Below are 19,168 nucleotides of genomic sequence, written 5' to 3' on the forward strand. Positions count from 1 at the left end.
ATGCGATTTCCCAAGCTCATCATCCCCCTCTCTGAGGTAATTAAAAAATTGCGTGGATTTCCGCAAGGAAGTGCTAGCGGCGATGTTTCACCCTGTACAAAGTACGAGAAACTTGCTAAATATAGGGAGCGATAGTAGAATATTTATGCGAATAACTATTGGAGGGCGGCATGGATAAGGGGACATGGACGGTAAAGGCGGGGCTTGCCCAGATGCTAAAGGGCGGCGTGATCATGGACGTGGTCACCCCGGAGCAAGCCAGGATCGCTGAGGAGGCAGGGGCCTGCGCCGTGATGGCACTGGAGCGTGTCCCCGCGGATATTCGCGCTGCGGGAGGGGTCGCCCGCATGGCAGACCCCAGCATGATTTCAGCCATAATGGAGACGGTCTCCATCCCGGTAATGGCCAAGTGCCGTATCGGTCACTTTGTGGAGGCTCAGGTCCTGGAGAGCCTCGGGGTAGACTTCGTCGATGAATCTGAGGTATTGACCCCTGCCGATGAAAGCCATCATATCTGGAAGCACGACTTCAAGGTTCCCTTCGTCTGTGGCTGCCGTGACCTGGGCGAGGCGCTGCGGCGGATCTCCGAGGGAGCGGCGATGATAAGGACCAAGGGGGAGGCAGGCACAGGGAATATCGTGGAGGCGGTGAGGCATATGAGGGCAGTTATGGACGAAATCCGCAAGCTGGGGAGCATGACCACCGATGAGTTGGTAGCTGAGGCTAAAGCCCTGGGTGCCCCCCTGGAGCTGGTTACCAAGGTACAAAAAACGGGAGGGCTGCCGGTGGTGAACTTCGCCGCTGGCGGCATTGCCACCCCGGCGGATGCGGCATTGATGATGCAACTGGGTGCGGAGGGCGTGTTCGTCGGCTCCGGGATCTTCAAGTCCAGCAACCCGGAGGTAAGGGCCAAAGCCATCGTTAAGGCCACCACCCACTACCGCGACCCGGAGATTATCGCCGAGGCTTCCAAGGGGCTAGGGGTGGCGATGCCAGGTCTTGACATAAAGACCATAGCCGAGGAGAATCTACTCTCCTCCAGGGGCTGGTAAGAGGGGTAAAGGCGCTGAGATGGATAGAGTCAGGAGGTAGCGTGAAGAAAATCGGCGTCCTAGCCCTTCAGGGGGACTTTGCTGAGCACATTGCTCTCTTACTCCGCCTTGATGCAGAGGCTTTTCCCATTCGACTGCCCCGGGAACTTGAGGGCCTGGACGGGCTCGTTATCCCCGGTGGGGAGAGCACCACCATATCCAAATTAATGGGGGAGTATGATTTTATGACGCCCCTCAGCAGGCTTTGCAATGAGGGCTTCCCCATAATGGGCACCTGTGCCGGCATGATCCTGCTGTCGAGAAAAATGGTGGATTTAGGTGTTGAGCCTCTGGGAGCTATGGACATAGAGGTGAGGCGTAACGCCTTTGGCCGGCAGGTGGATAGCTTTGAGGCCGACCTTGAGATACCCGCTATCGGTGAGCCTCGCTTTCACGGCGTGTTTATTCGGGCACCCTTTATCCAGCGGGCGGGGGACGGCGTAGCAGTGCTGGCACGGCTTCCGGACGGCTCCGTCGTAGCGGCGAGGCAGGGCTATATGCTCGCTCTGGCCTTCCATCCTGAACTGACCGATGACCTAAGGCTCCACTCCTATTTCCTGAGCATGGTCAACGGTGACATGAAGCGATGATTCGATCCCTTTATCCCACTGACCTGCTATCATATCTTTTCCTTTCACGGAGGGAGCTTCCCAACCAGGCTATCGCCCGTAATAGCCTTCTTAGAAGAAGCCCTTTCTCTCCAGAGGTCTTCCTGGAGCACTGGCTCCACTTGAGAGGAAGACGGCACACCCTGGTATCAGTGGAGGGTAGTCGCCTGAGCAGCGTAGTTTCGTTTAAGCGATGTGTCGCGCCCACTGCCTGGCAGGTCGATTATCTCAAGGCCGATGATGAGGAGCACTGCATTGCCCTTCTGGACCGACTCAGCGCCGCAGCAGCGGAGTGGGGAGTACGAAAACTCTTCCTGCGCCTCCCCGCTACTACCCCCCTCGCCGATGGGGCGAGGCGTGCCGGCTTCTCATGCTACACTAAGGATTACCTCTACCGCCATGTTGATGAATCAAGACATAATATAACTGCACCACCTGAGCCCTACCAGATCCGCACCAGAGACCGCAGTGATGAGCACGGACTCTTCAAGCTATATATTGCTGCTGTTCCCCTCCCGGTGCGCACCGCCGAGGGGATGACCCTGGAGGAGTGGCAGGGAAGCAGGGAGCAGGGCTCCTGGTTTGATGAGCGCAGGGAATTTGTACTCCAGGGGCGAGGTAGCCTGGCCGGCTGGCTGCAAATCACCGCCACCAAGGGAAAGGGCTGCTTTAACATTGTGTCTCATCAATTGGGGGTGGATGAGCTTGGGTGGTTGGTGAACTATGCTCTTATGTTCCTCGACGGTAAGTCTCCTATATACTGCGTTGTTCCTGCCTTTCAAGGACAACTAACCGGTATTCTGGAAAGTAACGGCTTTGAGCAGGTAACGGAGTGCGACACCATGCTGAAGGAGGTCGCCTTAAGGGTTAGGGAAGCGCAGGCGATACCGATTAGAGCCTGAGGTAAGCGATGTTTAAGAGAATTACTGACGATCTCGATGCACTGCTAGAGCGGCTGCCTCCCCACATTGCGCAGCCGCTCCGGGAGCGGGAGAACAGCAGCGAGCTCCTGGAGGTTATATTGGACCTGGGTCGCCCACCCGAGGCCCGTTATCCTGACCGCGAGATAGTGCTCAGCAATAAGGAGGTCTCCCAGGAGGATATCGAATATATTGTTTCCCGTATCGCCCCCTTCAGCGATGACAATCGGGCCGGCATCGAGCGCACCCTGCACCGCATCTCCGCAATCAGAAACCGCGAGGGGCGCATCGTGGGGCTAACCTGCCGCGTCGGTAGAGCGGTATACGGCACCCTCGGTCTAATTGCCGACCTGGTTGAGTCGGGCAAGAGTATCCTGCTGCTGGGCGGGCCCGGTGTAGGTAAGACTACCATGCTTCGCGAGGTGGCCCGCGTGCTTGCCGACGACCTGAAGAAGCGCGTGGTGATTGTTGATACCTCCAACGAGATCGCCGGCGATGGCGACATCCCCCATCCCGCCATCGGGCACGCACGGAGGATGCAGGTGACCACCCCAAAGCTCCAGCACGCCGTAATGATCGAGGCGGTGGAGAACCACATGCCCGAGGTTATCGTCATCGATGAGATCGGCACCGAGCTTGAGGCCCAGGCATCGCGCACCATCGCCGAGCGTGGGGTGCAGCTTATCGCCACCGCACATGGAAACACCCTGGGTAACCTGATCATGAACCCCACCCTTTCCGATCTCATCGGCGGCATCCAGACGGTGACACTGGGCGATGAGGAGGCTAAAAGGCGGCGCACTCAGAAGTCCATTCTGGAGAGAAAGGTACCGCCCACCTTCGACATCGTGGTCGAGATTCAAGACTGGTATCACGTGGCGGTTCACTCCGATGTCGCTGAGATAGTCGATTCAATGCTGCGCGGGTGTCCCATCCCTCCGGAGGTTCGCTGGATGGACGAGACCGCCGAGGTGAGAAGAGAGCAGATGAAACCTGCAGATGAGCCCTCGGCAAGAAAAGCGCTTGCCGGCACCACCACCAGAATCTACCCCTTTGGCATCAATCGCAGTCGTCTTGAGCAGGCGGTGAAGCGCCTGGAGCTACCGGCGAAGCTTGCTATCGACGTAAGTGGGGCCAATCTGCTGATGACCTCCAAGAGCTATTACCGAATGAAGCCGCAGCCCATTCGCGATGCCGAGGCCGCAGGCATCCCCATCTACGTGCTTAAGAACAACAAGGCATCGCATATGGAGCGTTCCCTATTCAATATATTCGACATGGAAGCTACCGAAGAACCCATTAGCCTGGCAACGAAGGAGGCAGAGGAGGCCATCGCCCAGGTAATCGAGGGGCAAAAGACAGTGGAGCTCAGCCCGCAGAACTCCTACCTGCGTATGCTACAGCACCAGCTCGCCGAGCGCTACAAACTTTCCTCGAAGAGCACCGGCCGCGAGCCACGGAGACGCGTTCGCATTTTTCACACAGGCGATGTTGCGAAAGATGATAGGTAATGGAAGGGTCTATCTATACAATAGGTCATAGCAATCATCCGTCTGAGACATTCGTACGGTTGCTGACTCAAACCGAAATAGAGGTTCTTGTCGACATACGGAGCAATCCTGGCAGCCAATGGGCCTCATACGCAAACCCGTGCGATTTGGAGCAGATTCTTAGGGCAGTTGGTATCCAGTATATCTATTTGGGCGATATGTTGGGAGGTCAGCCTGATGACCCAGACTGCTACAACCCACAAACAGGTAAAGCAGACTATAAAGAAATGCAAAAAAAAGAGTTCTTTAAACGAGGAATCAACCGACTTTTAGAAGCCATGAAAACGTATCATATCTGCGTGATGTGTGCCGAAGAAAATCCTTCCTCTTGCCATCGCAACCTTCTAGTCAGCGAGAGCTTGCGGCGAGAAGATGTCAAAATCTTACATATCCGTGGAACAGGGCAGATTCAAACCGATGAAGAGCTTTGGAAAGAAAATGCAGGAGTAGGAAAAAATCAACTTCCACTTCCAATGTGAGGTTCTTGGTGACTATATACACAATTGGTTTTACCAAGAAATCCGCTCAAGAATTCTTTGAGACTCTACATAATAGTGGAGCGAAGCACCTCTTCGATATTCGTCTTCACAATAAATCGCAGTTGGCAGGTTTTGCAAAGGGCGACGATCTACGTTATTTTCTTGAACAAATCGTTGATATGGAATACCACGAAGTACCAATACTAGCACCCGAAGACTCACTTATAACTGAATACCGAAAAACAGGAGATTGGGCCAAATATGAGCAAAGCTACCTAGAGCTAATTGGTCAACGACAAGTCGAACGCTATATAGACCTAACGTTATTTAAAGATGGCGTTGTCCTGCTTTGTAGCGAGGCTGAACCCCATCACTGCCACCGACGGCTGGCAGCAGAATATTTAGCAAGGTCAATACTAGTAGGTGCTAATATCAAACATCTATAAAATGGAATATTAATGCATAAAACAATCGTGATAAGTGATCTGACAAAGATGGGGGGAGAAGGTGTTTGTATTGTTGGCATTGACCAAAATTACCAGAGTATCCGCCCCGTTTTGCCGCCACCTGGCGTCCTAAGAAAGCATCTTTTCAAGGGAATAATTAGAAAGCGATTGGTTATTCGCCCAAAAGCTAAAATTACATTTGACTTCCACAAAGTCCCAATTGAACCTCCACATATTGAAGACTTGGGCTTTAATCCAAAGTCAATCGTTTATGAAGGTTTATGCACTGATGCTGAGTGGGAGAAATTGATAAAAGCAATTTCCTTTCGCTCTGTTCAGGATATATATGATGACTATCTTAAAGAAGATCGTTGGGTGGAACCTGGAACGAATACCAGGTCTTTAGGAACAGTGTCACAGATACAAGTAATTAGTGTTAATCTCCAAGAGAGGTCTGGCGAACGACGATACAGACTCTACTTCACTGACCAGACAGGCCACCAATATGACAATGTCACTATTTCTGACTTGGCATTTCGCGCACTCTGTGACGCGGAGCTAAATCGCCGTAGTTCCCTTCTGTCTGCTTCACAATGGATTACAGACCAACTTAAAAGCGTTGATCTCCTGTATCTCAATTTTGGCTTGGCTCGCCCCTGGGCGCCAAGTGATGGTAGCTTTGGCCCCCGCTGCTGGATGCAGGTTACTGGAATCTACACCTTTCCTGATTATTTGGGAGGAAAGTCATTTGCAGACTTTGAAACAACAATGCAACCCAGTAAAACGAAAGCGTATGATGTTGAGGAAATTCGGGCGGAACACCCAAAGGCATATACAAAATGGACTGAAGAAGAGGATAACATTTTAAGAAACGAGTATTTTCGAGGCAAAACTGTTGAGGAATTAGCAAGTAAGTTACAAAGGAAACCAGGCGCTATTCGCTCTCGTTTGATAAGATTAGGTTTATTGAAGTAACACCATGCAAAATAGCAATGAGCTGAGGTAACCATTGTCATTATTCATCACATTTGAAGGCGGGGAGGGAGCGGGGAAGTCCACACAGGCGAGGGCGCTTCACCAGCGCCTTTCCAGTAAGGGCATCCCCGCACTGCTTACCCACGAGCCCGGGGGTACCCCTCTGGGCAGAGAGATCAGGCGCTGGCTCAAGGGGGAGAGGAACAACGAAACGGGGGATGTCGACCCACTCGCCGAGCTCTTGCTCTTCAATGCATCGCGTGCCGAGCTCGTCTCCAATGTGATTCAACCCGCCTTGAAGAGCGGGATCACCGTTATCTGCGACCGTTTCTACCACTCCACCGTCGCCTATCAGGGCTATGGCCGGGGCCTTTCCATCGACCTCATCGAGGCCGTCAATAACATCGCCACCGGCGGGCTGAAACCCGATCTTACTGTATTCCTAGACCTTACAATAGAACACGGTCTATCACGAAAAAAGCCAAGAGATCGCTTTGAGCGGGAGGAGCCTGACTTCCATAAGCGGGTGAGGCAGGGCTATCTGATGATAGTGAAGAAGGACCCCGAGCGCTGGCTGGTGATCGATGGCTCCCTGCCCAAAAAGGAGATCGAAAGCCTCATATTAGAGAGGATAGGGCAATTTCTTCCCAAAGTCGTAAAAAGGGTTGAAAAAAAGTAAGGAAAGTGGTATAATAGCCCGCTAGAAAAATGAAGGAGTGAGATTAGCTAATGAGTGATACGAAGATGAAGACGATCAGCCTATGTGGTTCATGTTCTTCTTGTCCTGTGGTGAAGATAGGCGACGAACACGTTGAGATCGGAGAGGATGGTAACCTCTGCATTCTCACCAAGAGCCAGTGGGAGACCCTGAAGCAAAAGGTATTGAACGGAGAGGCGTAGGCCGCATATCTTAGTCACCGGTTGAACCTTTAAATCCAGTCCGGCGAGGCTGGCAAGGGTAAGCAGCAGTACAAGTTAATAGGACAGAATACCAAAATCCCCTTGCCAGCAAATAGGCGAGGGGTTTTTTTATGCCTGAGAAAGTGATCCTAGACCAGGAAGATATCCGCCGTGCCATAACCCGCATCGCCCATGAGATCGTGGAGCGAAATCACGGTTGCGACGGCATTATTCTTATGGGGGTGCACACCCGTGGCGTACCCCTAGCGAAGAGGATCGCTGCAAGTATACAGGAGTTCGAACATACCGAAGTCCCCGTTGGCGACCTGGATATCAGCCTTCATCGCGATGACCTTCTCTCTTTCGAGGTGCAACCCTTCCTCCGTCCTACAAATATCCCCGCCGATATCGAGGGGAAGCGTATCGTCCTGGTCGATGATGTCCTCTATACCGGACGCAGCACTCGTGCCGCCATGGATGCCCTTATCGACCATGGGCGGCCGCTGTCCATTCAGCTGGTGGTGCTTATTGACCGCGGCCATCGAGAGATACCAATCCGCGCCGACTTCGTGGGAAAGAATATGCCCACGTCAAGGGATGAGGAGGTCGAGGTGCGTCTCAAGGAAATCGATGGCAGAGATGAGGTGGCCATTGTAAAAGATGGGAGTAAGCGGGAGTCAATCTAATAAAAATAGCATTCTTGTTTTGCATATAAGGGGGTTGACCATGAGCCTAGCAAACAGAAGCCTGATCACCATAGACGACCTCTCAAATAAAGAGATTGAGGCAGTCTTTTCTCTAGCAGACGGGATGTCTTATTCGATGAATGAGCAATCAAGCGTGTGTCAGGGCAAGATCATGGCCAGCCTATTTTTCGAGCCCAGCACCAGGACCAGGCTTTCTTTCGAGGCGGCGATGCACCGGCTAGGTGGCAGGGTAATATCCGTGGTGGAGATGGGAAACACCTCGCTGGCAAAAGGCGAGAGCATCGCCGATATGGCAAGGGTGGTGGGAAGCTATGCCGATATAATCGTCATCAGGCACCCGTGGGAGGGGGCTGCCAGGGTGGTCTCCGACTATGCTGGCGTCCCGGTAATAAATGCCGGCGACGGGGGACATGAACACCCCACCCAGACCCTGTGCGACCTCTACACCATCAGGAAGGAGAGGCATACTCTTGAAGGGCTGAAGATTGCGCTCTGGGGCGACCTCAAATACGGGCGAACCATACATTCCCTAGCCTACGCGCTGGCCAGGTTCGGGGCAACCATCCATTTTCGTCCCGGCTCGGGCCTTGGTCTACCGGAGCACGTTATAAGGAAGCTGACTACCGAATATGGAGGTATACTGGAAAGATATAACGATACCAAAGGCGTGGATAAGGAGAGGATTTTCCCCCTGGATGCCATATATATGACCCCGAGCAAGCCGCATCAACTGGCAAATATACCCGATGTCAGCATCCAGATCGAGATGAAGAAGGGCGTTGATGCCCTTTATGTTACCAGACTTCAGAGAGAGAGACTTGATATACCAGCAAAAGGACAGGAATTGGCGAAGGACTACCCGGTAGTGGATAAAAAACTCCTGAAAGGAAAACAGTTCAAGCAAACACTTGTTATGCACCCATTACCACGTATCGATGAGCTTGCCTGTGAGATCGATGCTGACCCCAGAAGCATGTACTTCAAACAAGCAGCTTGGGGGTTACCGATTAGAATGGCCCTCATGTCCCTCCTGCTCGGAGCTAAACAGTTAGATATCGATGAGCAGGAAGGGCAAACCTTCCCCTCAAAGAAAGACTATCCCGTTTACAGGCGCGATTTTGGGGTCAAGTGCCAAAATAAAAGATGCGTGTCCGCCCAGCAAACGGAAACAAGGTATATTAAGCCTGTATTCAAAATAGTAGCCAACGAGCCTTTAACGCTTAGGTGTATCTATTGCGAGCACGAGACGCAACCGCCCTATATCGCCAGCTCCAAGTGGCATCAAGGGACTATAGAACACAAGAGATACTACGATGCAGATAGCTTCATGCTTGGACGAATAAAACCGGAGAATCTCATTATATTTGATTCAAAAACGGTCGCTCAAGCTGAGGGATTCAAGCCGGGCAGAAAGGCCCTTCGGGAATGATCCAGCAATGAGGTGCCATTGATCAAGGAGCGCCTTGACCGCCAGCCTGAGAGCCTGCTTATCAGCGGTGGTCGTATAATCGACCCCTCGCAGAACTACGATGCCATTGGCGACCTTTTTATCGCCGATGGTAAGATCCGCTGGCTCAGCACGGAGAAGAGCGAACCAGCACCTGAGAACTGCCAGATAGTCCATGCCAGGGGGATGGCAGTCTGCCCCGGGTTTATCGACATTCACTGCCACCTGCGCCAGCCTGGATTCGAGGAGAAGGAGACCATCTATACAGGTACCCGCGCCGCAGCCAGGGGCGGGTTCACCACCGTTTGCTGCATGCCTAACACCGAGCCGCCTTTAGATACCGGAGCTACGGTGCAATACATTATGGAGGTAGCTGCCAACGAAGGTGTGGTCCGCGTCCTGCCAGTTGGTTGTGTTAGCAGAGACAGGGCAGGAAGCGAGCTCGCCGACCTCGGCGAGCTTTCCACATGCGGAGTTATAGGCTTCAGCGACGATGGCAACCCGGTAGCCGACCCCTTGCTCATGCGGCGCGCCCTGGAGTACAGCAGGGGCTCCGGTTTACCTGTTATCGATCACTGCGAAGACCTAAACCTCAGCGCGGGGGGGGTGATGAACGAGGGCGCAGTGGCGAGCCGACTGGCGCTTAAAGGAACACCACCTGCCGCTGAGGAGGATATGGTCGCCAGGGATATTGAGCTGGCAAGGGCAACCGGCGGCAGGCTGCACATCGCTCATGTGAGCACCGCCGGCTCGGTTGCGCTCATCCGCCGTGCCAAAGGTGAGGGCGTTTGGGTTACTGCGGAGGTAACCCCACATCATCTAACCCTGACCGAGGAGGCGGTTGCTGGCTACAACACCAACGCCAAGGTGAACCCTCCGCTCAGAACAGCGCGGGATGTCCAGGCACTCATCGAAGGCCTGAAAGAGGGGGTGATCGATGCCATAGCCACCGACCATGCTCCGCACACCGTCGAGGACAAGATGTGCCAGTTCGACCAGGCTCCCTTTGGCATCAGCGGATTCGAGACCGCATTGGGCAGCCTAATGGGGCTGGTGCACCAAGGAAGGATCGATCTGGTGACACTTATCTCGAAACTTACGCACGGGCCGGCATCGTTCCTGAGTCGAGATGACCTGGGTACGCTAAAGGCCGGTGCCACGGCCGATGTCACAATATTCGACCCCGATGCTGAGTGGACGGTTGACCCCTCAACGTTCGCTTCCAAGGGCAAAAACACCCCCCTTAGCGGCTATGTTCTTAAAGGCAGGGTGATGCTCACAGTGGTCGGGGGGACGGTAGCGTATAGCAACAACACGACTCCTATTAACTTGAAGGGCAGAAACAGATAACGGGGTATCCCGGACTAGATAGGGCAGGCTGAACTACATAGGGTAGGCTGGAGCCGATGCTCCAGTCACGAATGAGGTAGGAATAACAATGTCCAAGCAATCTGAAGCATCCTTCATCGGCTCGTGCCCAATCATAATCGGGCAGGCGGCAGCGCGGTGTTTATATACAAACGGCGAAGGAGGTTTATTTGCCCAGGCGCAATGATATCAACAAGGTAATGATCATCGGTTCCGGGCCCATCATCATCGGCCAGGCCTGCGAGTTTGACTATTCGGGCACCCAGGCTTGCAAGGCGCTCAGAAAACTGGGGTATGAGATCGTGCTGGTCAACTCAAACCCCGCCACCATCATGACCGACCCCGGCATGGCCGACGCGACCTACATCGAACCACTCAACCTGGAGACCCTGACCAGGATTATAGAGAAGGAACGCCCTGACGCCCTGCTTCCGAACCTGGGCGGACAGTCAGGGCTGAACCTATCCTCGGAACTGGCCAGGGCGGGAGTGCTGGAGAAATACGGGGTAAGGGTAATCGGGGTAAACATCGATGCCATAGAGCGCGGCGAGGACCGTCAGGTCTTCAAGGATACAATGAATAGCATCGGTCTTGAGATGCCCAAGAGCGAGATCGCCCGCAGCATCGAGGAGATGGAAGTAATCGTTGGGAAGCTCGGATTCCCGGTCGTGCTTCGCCCCGCCTACACCATGGGTGGCACCGGAGGCGGGCTGGTCTACAACCTGGAGGAACTGCGCACGGTGGGCAGTCGCGGCCTGTCGGCTAGCCTGGTGGGACAGGTGCTGGTGGAGGAGTCCGTCCTGGGATGGGAGGAGTTGGAGCTGGAAGTGGTGCGTGATGCCAGGGGCCAGAAGATCACCGTCTGTTTTATCGAGAATGTCGACGCCATGGGTGTGCACACCGGAGATTCATGCTGCACAGCGCCCATGTTAACTATCGACCCTGAACTACAGCAACGCCTGCAGAAATACTCCTACGAAATTGTCGATGCCATCGAGGTCACTGGTGGCAGCAACATTCAATTTGCCCATGATCCGGAGACCGGACGGGTGGTGGTGATCGAGATTAATCCACGCACCTCGCGCTCATCGGCACTGGCATCAAAGGCAACCGGGTTCCCGATTGCGATGGTGTCCTCCATGCTGGCAGCGGGCCTGACCCTGGACGAGATACCCTACTGGCGGGACGGGACACTGGATAAGTATACCCCCTCCGGTGACTACGTGGTGGTGAAATTTGCCCGCTGGGCCTTTGAGAAATTCAAGGGCGCCGAAGACAAGCTCGGTACACAGATGCGTGCTGTTGGCGAGGTCATGAGCATTGGGAAGAGCTACAAAGAAGCCTTTCAAAAGGCCATCCGCTCGCTGGAAAATGGTCGCTACGGCCTGGGCTTCGCCAAGGACTTTCACAACAAGTCGCTGGAGGAACTGATGGATATGCTACGCCAGCCCTCCAGCGAACGGCAGTTCATCATGTATGAAGCCCTGCGCAAGGGGGCAGATATAAGCGACCTCTGTAAGCGGACTTTTATAAAATCATGGTTCATCCAGCAGATGAAGGAGCTGGTGGACCTGGAGGAGCAGTTACTGAAGCACAAAGGCAAGCTGCTGCCGGACGAGCTCCTGGTACAGGCCAAGAAGGATGGCTTCGCCGACAGGTATCTGTCCCAAATCCTCGGATTGCCGGAAATGGAGATACGAGCCAGGCGCACCGCCCTCGGCGTCGTTGAGGGATGGGAACCGGTGCCGGTAAGCGGTGTGGAGGACGCTGCCTATTACTTCTCCACCTACAACGCTCCGGACAAGGTGGGAGTCAGCTCGGCGCGGAAGGTCATGGTGTTGGGTGGAGGCCCGAACCGTATCGGCCAGGGGATTGAGTTCGACTACTGCTGCGTGCATGCAGCATTCGCCCTGCGTGATGAGGGCATCGAGTCCGTTATGGTGAACTGCAACCCCGAGACCGTATCCACCGACTATGATACCTCAAACAAGCTGTACTTCGAGCCGCTTACTGTGGAAGACGTTCTGGCCATCTACGAGAAGGAGAAGCCGGAGGGCATCATCTGCCAGTTCGGAGGCCAGACGCCCCTCGATATCGCAGGCGAACTTGAGGCGGCAGGGGTCAAGATCCTGGGCACAAGCCCTGAGACCATTGACCTTGCCGAGGACCGCGACCGATTCCGAAAGATCATGAGAGAACTGGGTATCCCCGAGCCTGAGTCCGGCATGGCCAGCAACATGGACCAGGCCCTAGCCATTGCCCAGGATATCGGCTACCCACTGATAGTCCGCCCATCCTACGTTCTTGGTGGGCGCGCTATGGAGGTGGTGCATGATGAGGAAATGCTGCGGGAGTATGTTGAGGCTGCGGTGGTCATCTCTCCCAAGCGCCCGATTCTGATCGACAAGTTCCTGGATAATGCCATTGAGGCCGAGGCTGATGCCATCGCCGATGGGACCGATGCCTTCGTGCCGGCTGTCATGGAGCATATCGAGTTCGCCGGAATTCACTCCGGTGACTCCGCCTGCGTGATCCCGCCGGTCAGCATTCCCCAAAAACATATAGACACCATCGAGGAGTACACCAAGAAGATCGCAGTGGAACTGAATATCGTGGGTCTGATGAACATCCAGTATGCCATCTATGAGGATAGGGTGTACATCCTGGAGGCAAACCCACGGGCCAGTCGCACCGTGCCGCTGGTAAGCAAGGTCTGCAGCATACCTATGGCACGCATAGCCACCCAGGTGATATTGGGGAAGAAGCTGAGCGAGCTGAACCTGCAGCGCAGGCCAATCCCGCACTTCGGTGTCAAGGAGGCGGTCTTCCCCTTCGACATGTTCCCCGAGGTAGACCCCGTGCTCGGCCCCGAGATGCGCTCGACGGGAGAGGTGTTGGGCATGGCTGAAAATGCAGGCCTTGCCTATTACAAGGCTCAGGAGGCGGCCAAACAGCGCCTGCCTATGGAGGGCACTGTCCTCATTACCGTGTCCGAACTCGACCGAACTCGTGCCCTGGAAGTAGCTCGGCGTTTCTCCGAACTCGGGTTTGCCCTCAAAGCCACGGTGGGGACTCGGAATTACCTGGCTGAGCATGGCATCGATTCAGAGCTTATTCTGAAGAGACATGAGGGCAGTCCTAACATAACAGACGCAATAGCTAACGGTGAGATTCAGCTCGTCGTCAATACGCCCAGCGGCAAGCTGAGTGTTTGGGACGACTCCTATATCAGAAAGGCAGCGATCAAATACAAGGTGCCCTATATCACCACCACCACGGCAGCGGTTTCGGCCGCTAAAGGAATTGCCGCCCTCCGGAAAGGACACGGCGAGGTCAGGAGTCTTCAGGAATACCATGCAGACATCGGATACGGCCCGCGGTAAAGTATATTGCTTAGATTTGAATAGTCGAGGGAGAAAGATAAAAGGTGTTTAATTGAGGCAAGTCACCGCACCCGTCCTGTCCAACGATGAGATCATGCCCGGCATCCACCTTCTCTGGGCAGAGGCTCCCCAGATTGTCTCTGATGCTAAGCCAGGGCAGTTTGTAATGGTGCGCAGCGGTGAAGACCATGACCCACTGCTCCGACGACCGTTTAGCATCCACCGGGTGGGGGAAAGCGGTGCGCTCGGCCTGCTGTTTGAGGTGGTGGGGCAGGGCACACGCTGGCTCGCCCAGCGCAAGGCAGGGGAATCAGTCGACCTTCTGGGACCACTGGGGCGGGGTTTCGAGGTTCGATCTCAAATGCTGCTCCTGGTTGCCGGGGGGATCGGGATCGCACCCCTCGTCTTCCTCGCCGAAAGGACCGCAGCCGACGGGCGAAGGGTGACCCTGCTCATAGGAGCGAAGGCTGCGGACGAGGTCTACCCTCACCACCTTTTGCCGCCTTATATCAAACCTATTATAGTCACCGAGGACGGCTCGATGGGCCAGCGGGGGCTGGTAACCGACCTCCTGGTCGGCACTGCTGCATTTCACCGGGAGGCAGAGCAAATCATCGCCTGCGGACCGATTTCTATGTATAAGGCGATTTCCCAGCTAACTGGACTGGAAGGGAGATCGGTTCTGGTCTCCATGGAGGCGAGGATGGGATGCGGTTTTGGTGGCTGCGCCGGCTGCGCTATCGAAACCAGACGAGGCCTGAAGCTAGTTTGTCGAGACGGGCCCGTATTTGAGTTAAGCGACCTCATTTGGTAATTACGGGCTAAAAGGGGGTAAAACATATGGTGATTACCAGGAAAATCGGTATTAGAACCAGAGGAGAATGCGACCTCATTGACATCACCGCTCAGGTAAAGCGGGAGGTCTCGGTCTCGGGAATCAATGCGGGCACGGTGACCGTTTTTATCAGCGGCTCGACAGCGGGGATATCCACCATCGAGTACGAGTCAGGGTTGGTGAGCGATTTTGAGGATATGTGTGAGCGCGTCGTCCCCAGGAATGTCCCCTATCAGCACGACCGCCGTTGGGGAGATGGCAATGGTTATTCCCACGTGAGAGCCTCACTCTTGGGCCCCTCACTGGTGGTGCCTTTCACCGATAAAACCCTTCACCTAGGCACCTGGCAGCAGATTATGGTGGCAGATTTCGATAATCGTCCCCGCTCCAGAGAGATCGTGCTGCAGATCATGGGCGAATAATGATTTAGTTCAGATAGAAGGGTGACAGCCCACCATCATTAAGAGGTACTATTACGGCAGTCTCTATCATAACACGTATAAAATGTTGGACATCACCAAGCCATAAATGTATAATGTTAATTAGGAAGATCGAGAGAAAGGACTTGAGACTTGAAAGCAGGGAGTAATCTGGAGAAGGTCCTGGAAAGCGGAGCCTTTGCCGTTACAGGCGAGCTCGGACCTCCACAAAGCGCAGACGCTGATGTTATCAGGGAGAAGGCGAGGCTGCTCAAAGGCTGTGTTGATGCGGTCAATGTTACCGATGGCCAGACAGCCATAGTCCGGATGGCAAGCTGGGCGGCATGCCTCATCGGGATGAGAGAGGGACTCGAGACCACGGTTCAAATGACATGCCGCGACCGAAACCGGATCGCCCTTCAGATGGATATACTGGGCATGTCAGCCCTGGGGATGAGGAATCTCCTATGCCTCACCGGTGACCATCAGTCCTTTGGCAACCACCCTCAGGCCAAGGGCGTCTTCGATATCGATAGTATCCAGCTCATTCAAATCGCAAAGAATATGCGCGACGAAAAGAAGTTACACTGTGGAGATGAGATCCCGGTTCCACCAAGCCTCTTCATCGGTTCAGCAGCCAACCCCTTCGCTGACCCCTTTGACTTCCGGGTAATTCGACTCGCCAAGAAGGTGGCGGCTGGTGCCGACTTCATTCAGACCCAGATCATATATAATGTGGAGAGGTTTGCCCGGTGGATGGAGGCGGTGCGCCAGCGGGGACTGCACGAAAAGGTATATATACTTGCCGGGGTGGCACCTATAAAATCGGCAGGTGCAGCCAGGTATATGAAGACCAAGGTACCGGGCATGGATGTCCCCGATGAGGTGGTGGACCGTATGGCCAGCGCTCCCAAGGGCGAGGCCAAGAGGACGGGCATCGACCTCTGTGTGGATATCATTAACGAGGTGCGCCAGATCGAGGGCGTGGCCGGGATCCACCTGATGGCCATAGAATGGGAGGAGGCGGTAGCCGAGATCTGCGAGAAGGCCAAGCTGCTGCCCCGCCCTCAGCTAGCCGCCTAGCTATTCGGCAACAAACCCCCTGAGCCCCTGGGGAATTTTATCCCGATCGCTGGCGATCGCCGGTACGATCGGCGATTGACCGCAGCTCTCAATTATCGCCTGACCCTCAGCACCAAGCATGAGTTCCACAAAATCCAGCGCCTCATCGGGGTGAGGAGCATTCGAGGGGATGGTGACCCCATAGACAATGGGAGCCGCAGTCTGGGTGGCTGTAGAACCGGGCTCACTGCCGGTTACCTCGACAGTGGTGGTGGCATAGAAGTCGGCAAAATCGATGCTTGAGAGGTCGATCTCGTCTGGAAGCTCCACAAAATCAAGTCCGTGCTGTATGGCTACTGAGCGATACTCAAAGGCGTAGTCCAGGTCCCCGGACCCGAGCAGGTAGAGAAGATCGGTCTCCTTGGGCTTTACAATCTCCCCCCACTCACCACCGGTCCGGCCGCGGTCCATCTCGTTACCGCCCTGCGGTATGGGAATGAGGACGTCGTACAGGTCAGCAGCTTTGTCATCGGGGGTCAGGCCGAAATTACTGGCGTTATCGTGATAGTAGCTCTGGGCTAACTGGCATACCATCAATGATCGATAGCCGCAGGGGTCGACATCCGGGTCGGAGTGGCCATAGGTCACATCCTCATTTACCAGGACATCGTACCAGGTGCGCTCGCCACCTATTACCTCATCGGCGAAGGGGGCATCATCCCGGTAGACGATCACCATCTCGTTCACAGCAAACTTAATGTACCAGTCGGCGTAATCGGGGAACATCAGCTCCTCGATGGCCAGGTAATCGGCGGAGCCGATGATGTCACACGGCTTGCCCAGCTCGGTCACCTTCCTGATAGTGGTGCGGCTCCCCGCCGCCTCGGTGACCATGGTAATCCCCGGGTTCTGCTCCTCGAATTCCTCTGCTAGCTTATCGAAGGGCACCGAAAGGCTCCCCGCGTGAAAGGCGATGAGGCCCGGCTGAGGGACGCAGGCGCTGGCCACCAGCGTCAGTATCAAGGCCAGTGCTGCAATGGGTAAAACGACTCTCTTCATTAGAATCCCCTTTCTATAAAATGATTTAAAATATATGAACCGCCGACGCCTTGAACGTCACATAGACCTCGCCCCCCTCAGCGAGGCCCAGTTCCTCAAAGGAATGGCGGGTGACAAGACAGGAGAACTCCAGGGGGGTGCTCACCGTGAGGTAGAGGGTCGCACCCCGGTCGGCGATATGGATAATGGTGCCGCGGAGCGAGTTCCGGGCGCTAGAGACGAGTGGCTCCCTCGAGACGAGGACGTCTTCGGGTCGCAGGGAGGCATGAAGCCGCCCCCGTAGCTCGGTCACCACCTCGAACTCCCTGCCCCCGATGTCGATCATCGCCTGTCCGCGATCGCCACCCCGCACCTCCCCGGTAAAGATGTTCCGCGTCATGGCGAAGCGGGCGACGAATTCCGAGTTAGGCTGGCGGAAGATCTCGTCCGGGGTCCCGATCTGTTGGATACGCCCTTCCCCCAAAACAGCGATCCTATCGCCCATAGCAATCGCCTCCTCGAAGTCATGAGTCACGTGGATGGCCGTCTGCTTAAGACGCCGGTGGATCTGCCTCAGCTCCTGCTGCACCCCCTCCCGGTGTTGCGGGTCTAGCGCGCTCAAGGGCTCGTCAAGGAGGAGTACCTCCGGGCTGGTGCTGAGGGCGCGGGCTAGAGCCACCTTCTGCCGCTCCCCACCGCTTAACGTATCGGGGCTTCGTTCTAGAAGATGGCTGATCCCCAAAAGCTCAGCCATCCACTCCATTACCCTGCCCCTCTCCTCCTTGGGCAGCTTCCTCCGCCTCAGCCCGAAGAGAAGGTTGCCCTTTACCGTGAGGTGGGGGAAGAGGGCATAGTCCTGATACACGAACCCGATCCCCCGTTTCTCCGCCTCCAGCCTGGTTACGTCCCTCCCATCTAGCCAGATCTCCCCACTCCTTACGGGATGAAGCCCGGCGATGGCCTCAAGGAGCACAGTCTTCCCCGCACCCGTGGGCCCCAGAATTATGAAGTACTCTCCCTTCTCTACCCTGAGATCGATCCCATCGAGGAGGAAGTCCCCCAGGTTCACCGTCAGCTTCTTAATCTCGATCATGCCCTCTCCCCCCGATAGGTAATAGTCCGCAGCACCACAAAGATTACCATGCATATGATAATGAGCAGGGTGGCTACAGGCAGGGCGTAGTCGAGGCCGTATTCCTCCAGGCGGTCATAGACCAGAATGGGGGCAATCTTGGGGTGTGAAGATAGCACCAGCACCGCCCCGAACTCACTTATGCTCCGGGCCCACATCATAACGGTGCCGCCAGCGATGCTCCTTTTGGCCAAAGGCAGCGATACCCTGAAGAAGGATTGCCAGGGCGAAGCGCCCAGGGTGCGGGCCACCTTCTCCAACCTGACGTCCACCTTCTCAAAGCCCTGCTTCGCTGAATCGATGAGAAAGGGGACGCTCACAAAGAGCATGGCGATAATGATCCCGGGCACAGCAAATACGAAATCAATGCCGATAGCGTCGAAGGCGCTGCCTATAAAGAATTTTTTACCAAAGACGAAGAGCAGGGCAATACCGGCGGCGATGTGGGGCACCACTATGGGGACATCGATGAGCGCCTCCACCAACCGCTTCCCCGGGAAACTGTGGCGCGCCAGAAAATATGCCAGGGGCACCCCCAGAACAAGCCCCACTACCGTGGCTATTAAGGCGGTATAAAGGCTCAGCCAGATGGCACTCCTAACCTCCCCCTCAAGCAGGGTGTCCCATAGTGTGGCCGGGCTTGTGGAGAAGATCATCTTGCCCAGGGGGATGAATATGAAGAGCAGGATAACCATCCCCAGAAGGAAAAAAGTGATAGTCATCCTGCGCTGCGCGCTCCATCTCAGGATACTCCGCACTTTTCCGCCATTACCAGCTTTCTCGTTCGCCACCATCTCATATCTCCTCT

19 protein-coding genes are annotated in these 19,168 nt (G+C 55.1%); 16 read left to right on the top strand and 3 right to left on the bottom strand.

Going from position 1 to position 19,168, the window contains the following annotated elements:
- Nucleotides 1-170: 170 nt before the first annotated feature.
- The 16 genes from pdxS to VMX96_11110 all read left to right on the top strand — a co-directional run bounded on the left by pdxS (nt 171) and on the right by VMX96_11110 (nt 16,211).
- Complete coding sequence (gene pdxS, locus VMX96_11035; protein HUU64428.1) at nt 171-1,052, top strand: pyridoxal 5'-phosphate synthase lyase subunit PdxS; 882 nt, start codon at nt 171-173, stop codon at nt 1,050-1,052.
- Between the two features lie 41 nt (nt 1,053-1,093).
- The gene (gene pdxT / locus VMX96_11040) at nt 1,094-1,681 is read left to right on the top strand and encodes a pyridoxal 5'-phosphate synthase glutaminase subunit PdxT (protein HUU64429.1); all 588 of its coding nucleotides are present in this window, start codon (nt 1,094-1,096) and stop codon (nt 1,679-1,681) included.
- Entirely contained in the window at nt 1,678-2,601 is a 924-nt protein-coding gene (locus tag VMX96_11045; GenBank protein HUU64430.1) for a hypothetical protein, read from the top strand. Before pdxT ends, VMX96_11045 begins: the two co-directional genes overlap by 4 nt.
- An 8-nt stretch (nt 2,602-2,609) precedes the next feature.
- The gene (locus tag VMX96_11050; protein HUU64431.1) at nt 2,610-4,130 is read left to right on the top strand and encodes a R3H domain-containing nucleic acid-binding protein; all 1,521 of its coding nucleotides are present in this window, start codon (nt 2,610-2,612) and stop codon (nt 4,128-4,130) included.
- Nucleotides 4,130-4,648, top strand: a complete 519-nt coding sequence (locus VMX96_11055) for a DUF488 domain-containing protein (GenBank protein ID HUU64432.1) — start codon at nt 4,130-4,132, stop codon at nt 4,646-4,648. Before VMX96_11050 ends, VMX96_11055 begins: the two co-directional genes overlap by 1 nt.
- An 8-nt stretch (nt 4,649-4,656) precedes the next feature.
- Nucleotides 4,657-5,094: a DUF488 domain-containing protein gene (locus VMX96_11060; GenBank protein ID HUU64433.1), complete on the top strand. Its 438-nt coding sequence runs from the start codon at nt 4,657-4,659 to the stop codon at nt 5,092-5,094.
- Between the two features lie 12 nt (nt 5,095-5,106).
- A complete protein-coding gene (locus VMX96_11065; protein ID HUU64434.1) occupies nt 5,107-6,069 on the top strand; it encodes a hypothetical protein in 963 nt (320 codons plus the stop codon).
- 34 nt (nt 6,070-6,103) lie between these two features.
- The gene (gene tmk / locus VMX96_11070) at nt 6,104-6,748 is read left to right on the top strand and encodes a dTMP kinase (GenBank protein HUU64435.1); all 645 of its coding nucleotides are present in this window, start codon (nt 6,104-6,106) and stop codon (nt 6,746-6,748) included.
- Nucleotides 6,749-6,798: 50 nt separating this feature from the next.
- Nucleotides 6,799-6,969: a hypothetical protein gene (locus tag VMX96_11075; protein HUU64436.1), complete on the top strand. Its 171-nt coding sequence runs from the start codon at nt 6,799-6,801 to the stop codon at nt 6,967-6,969.
- A 131-nt stretch (nt 6,970-7,100) separates the two neighbouring features.
- The gene (gene pyrR, locus VMX96_11080) at nt 7,101-7,655 is read left to right on the top strand and encodes a bifunctional pyr operon transcriptional regulator/uracil phosphoribosyltransferase PyrR (GenBank protein HUU64437.1); all 555 of its coding nucleotides are present in this window, start codon (nt 7,101-7,103) and stop codon (nt 7,653-7,655) included.
- Between the two features lie 40 nt (nt 7,656-7,695).
- Nucleotides 7,696-9,105: an aspartate carbamoyltransferase gene (gene pyrB, locus VMX96_11085; GenBank protein HUU64438.1), complete on the top strand. Its 1,410-nt coding sequence runs from the start codon at nt 7,696-7,698 to the stop codon at nt 9,103-9,105.
- 18 nt (nt 9,106-9,123) lie between these two features.
- Entirely contained in the window at nt 9,124-10,473 is a 1,350-nt protein-coding gene (locus tag VMX96_11090; protein ID HUU64439.1) for a dihydroorotase, read from the top strand.
- 188 nt (nt 10,474-10,661) lie between these two features.
- A complete protein-coding gene (gene carB, locus VMX96_11095) occupies nt 10,662-13,874 on the top strand; it encodes a carbamoyl-phosphate synthase large subunit (GenBank protein ID HUU64440.1) in 3,213 nt (1,070 codons plus the stop codon).
- Between the two features lie 52 nt (nt 13,875-13,926).
- The gene (locus VMX96_11100; GenBank protein ID HUU64441.1) at nt 13,927-14,688 is read left to right on the top strand and encodes a dihydroorotate dehydrogenase electron transfer subunit; all 762 of its coding nucleotides are present in this window, start codon (nt 13,927-13,929) and stop codon (nt 14,686-14,688) included.
- Between the two features lie 26 nt (nt 14,689-14,714).
- A complete protein-coding gene (locus VMX96_11105) occupies nt 14,715-15,131 on the top strand; it encodes a secondary thiamine-phosphate synthase enzyme YjbQ (protein ID HUU64442.1) in 417 nt (138 codons plus the stop codon).
- Between the two features lie 150 nt (nt 15,132-15,281).
- Nucleotides 15,282-16,211, top strand: a complete 930-nt coding sequence (locus VMX96_11110) for a methylenetetrahydrofolate reductase (protein ID HUU64443.1) — start codon at nt 15,282-15,284, stop codon at nt 16,209-16,211.
- On the opposite strand, the gene wtpA is transcribed toward VMX96_11110, so the two are convergent.
- Genes wtpA through VMX96_11125 form a run of 3 tightly spaced genes read right to left on the bottom strand, consistent with a single transcriptional unit; the run spans nt 16,212 to nt 19,154 of the window.
- Nucleotides 16,212-17,249, bottom strand: a complete 1,038-nt coding sequence (gene wtpA, locus VMX96_11115) for a tungstate ABC transporter substrate-binding protein WtpA (GenBank protein ID HUU64444.1) — start codon at nt 17,247-17,249, stop codon at nt 16,212-16,214. It abuts the gene before it with no gap.
- Between the two features lie 25 nt (nt 17,250-17,274).
- Nucleotides 17,275-18,321: an ABC transporter ATP-binding protein gene (locus VMX96_11120; protein ID HUU64445.1), complete on the bottom strand. Its 1,047-nt coding sequence runs from the start codon at nt 18,319-18,321 to the stop codon at nt 17,275-17,277.
- Complete coding sequence (locus tag VMX96_11125) at nt 18,318-19,154, bottom strand: ABC transporter permease (protein ID HUU64446.1); 837 nt, start codon at nt 19,152-19,154, stop codon at nt 18,318-18,320. Before VMX96_11125 ends, VMX96_11120 begins: the two co-directional genes overlap by 4 nt.
- Nucleotides 19,155-19,168 lie beyond the last annotated feature (14 nt).

It is taken from the genome of Dehalococcoidia bacterium (assembly GCA_035528575.1).
In the GTDB taxonomy this organism is placed as follows: domain Bacteria; phylum Chloroflexota; class Dehalococcoidia; order E44-bin15; family E44-bin15; genus DATKYK01.

Excerpts from the sequence above, each read along its gene's own strand:
- VMX96_11125 (HUU64446.1), bottom strand. The coding sequence starts at position 19,154 with ATGGTGGCGAACGAGAAAGCTGGTAATGGCGGAAAAGTGCGGAGTATC.
- VMX96_11075 (HUU64436.1), top strand. The coding sequence starts at position 6,799 with ATGAGTGATACGAAGATGAAGACGATCAGCCTATGTGGTTCATGTTCT.
- VMX96_11065 (HUU64434.1), top strand. The coding sequence starts at position 5,107 with ATGCATAAAACAATCGTGATAAGTGATCTGACAAAGATGGGGGGAGAA.
- pyrB (HUU64438.1), top strand. The coding sequence starts at position 7,696 with ATGAGCCTAGCAAACAGAAGCCTGATCACCATAGACGACCTCTCAAAT.
- VMX96_11105 (HUU64442.1), top strand. The coding sequence starts at position 14,715 with ATGGTGATTACCAGGAAAATCGGTATTAGAACCAGAGGAGAATGCGAC.
- VMX96_11120 (HUU64445.1), bottom strand. The coding sequence starts at position 18,321 with ATGATCGAGATTAAGAAGCTGACGGTGAACCTGGGGGACTTCCTCCTC.
- pyrR (HUU64437.1), top strand. The coding sequence starts at position 7,101 with ATGCCTGAGAAAGTGATCCTAGACCAGGAAGATATCCGCCGTGCCATA.
- wtpA (HUU64444.1), bottom strand. The coding sequence starts at position 17,249 with ATGAAGAGAGTCGTTTTACCCATTGCAGCACTGGCCTTGATACTGACG.
- VMX96_11045 (HUU64430.1), top strand. The coding sequence starts at position 1,678 with ATGATTCGATCCCTTTATCCCACTGACCTGCTATCATATCTTTTCCTT.
- VMX96_11055 (HUU64432.1), top strand. The coding sequence starts at position 4,130 with ATGGAAGGGTCTATCTATACAATAGGTCATAGCAATCATCCGTCTGAG.
- VMX96_11050 (HUU64431.1), top strand. The coding sequence starts at position 2,610 with ATGTTTAAGAGAATTACTGACGATCTCGATGCACTGCTAGAGCGGCTG.
- pdxS (HUU64428.1), top strand. The coding sequence starts at position 171 with ATGGATAAGGGGACATGGACGGTAAAGGCGGGGCTTGCCCAGATGCTA.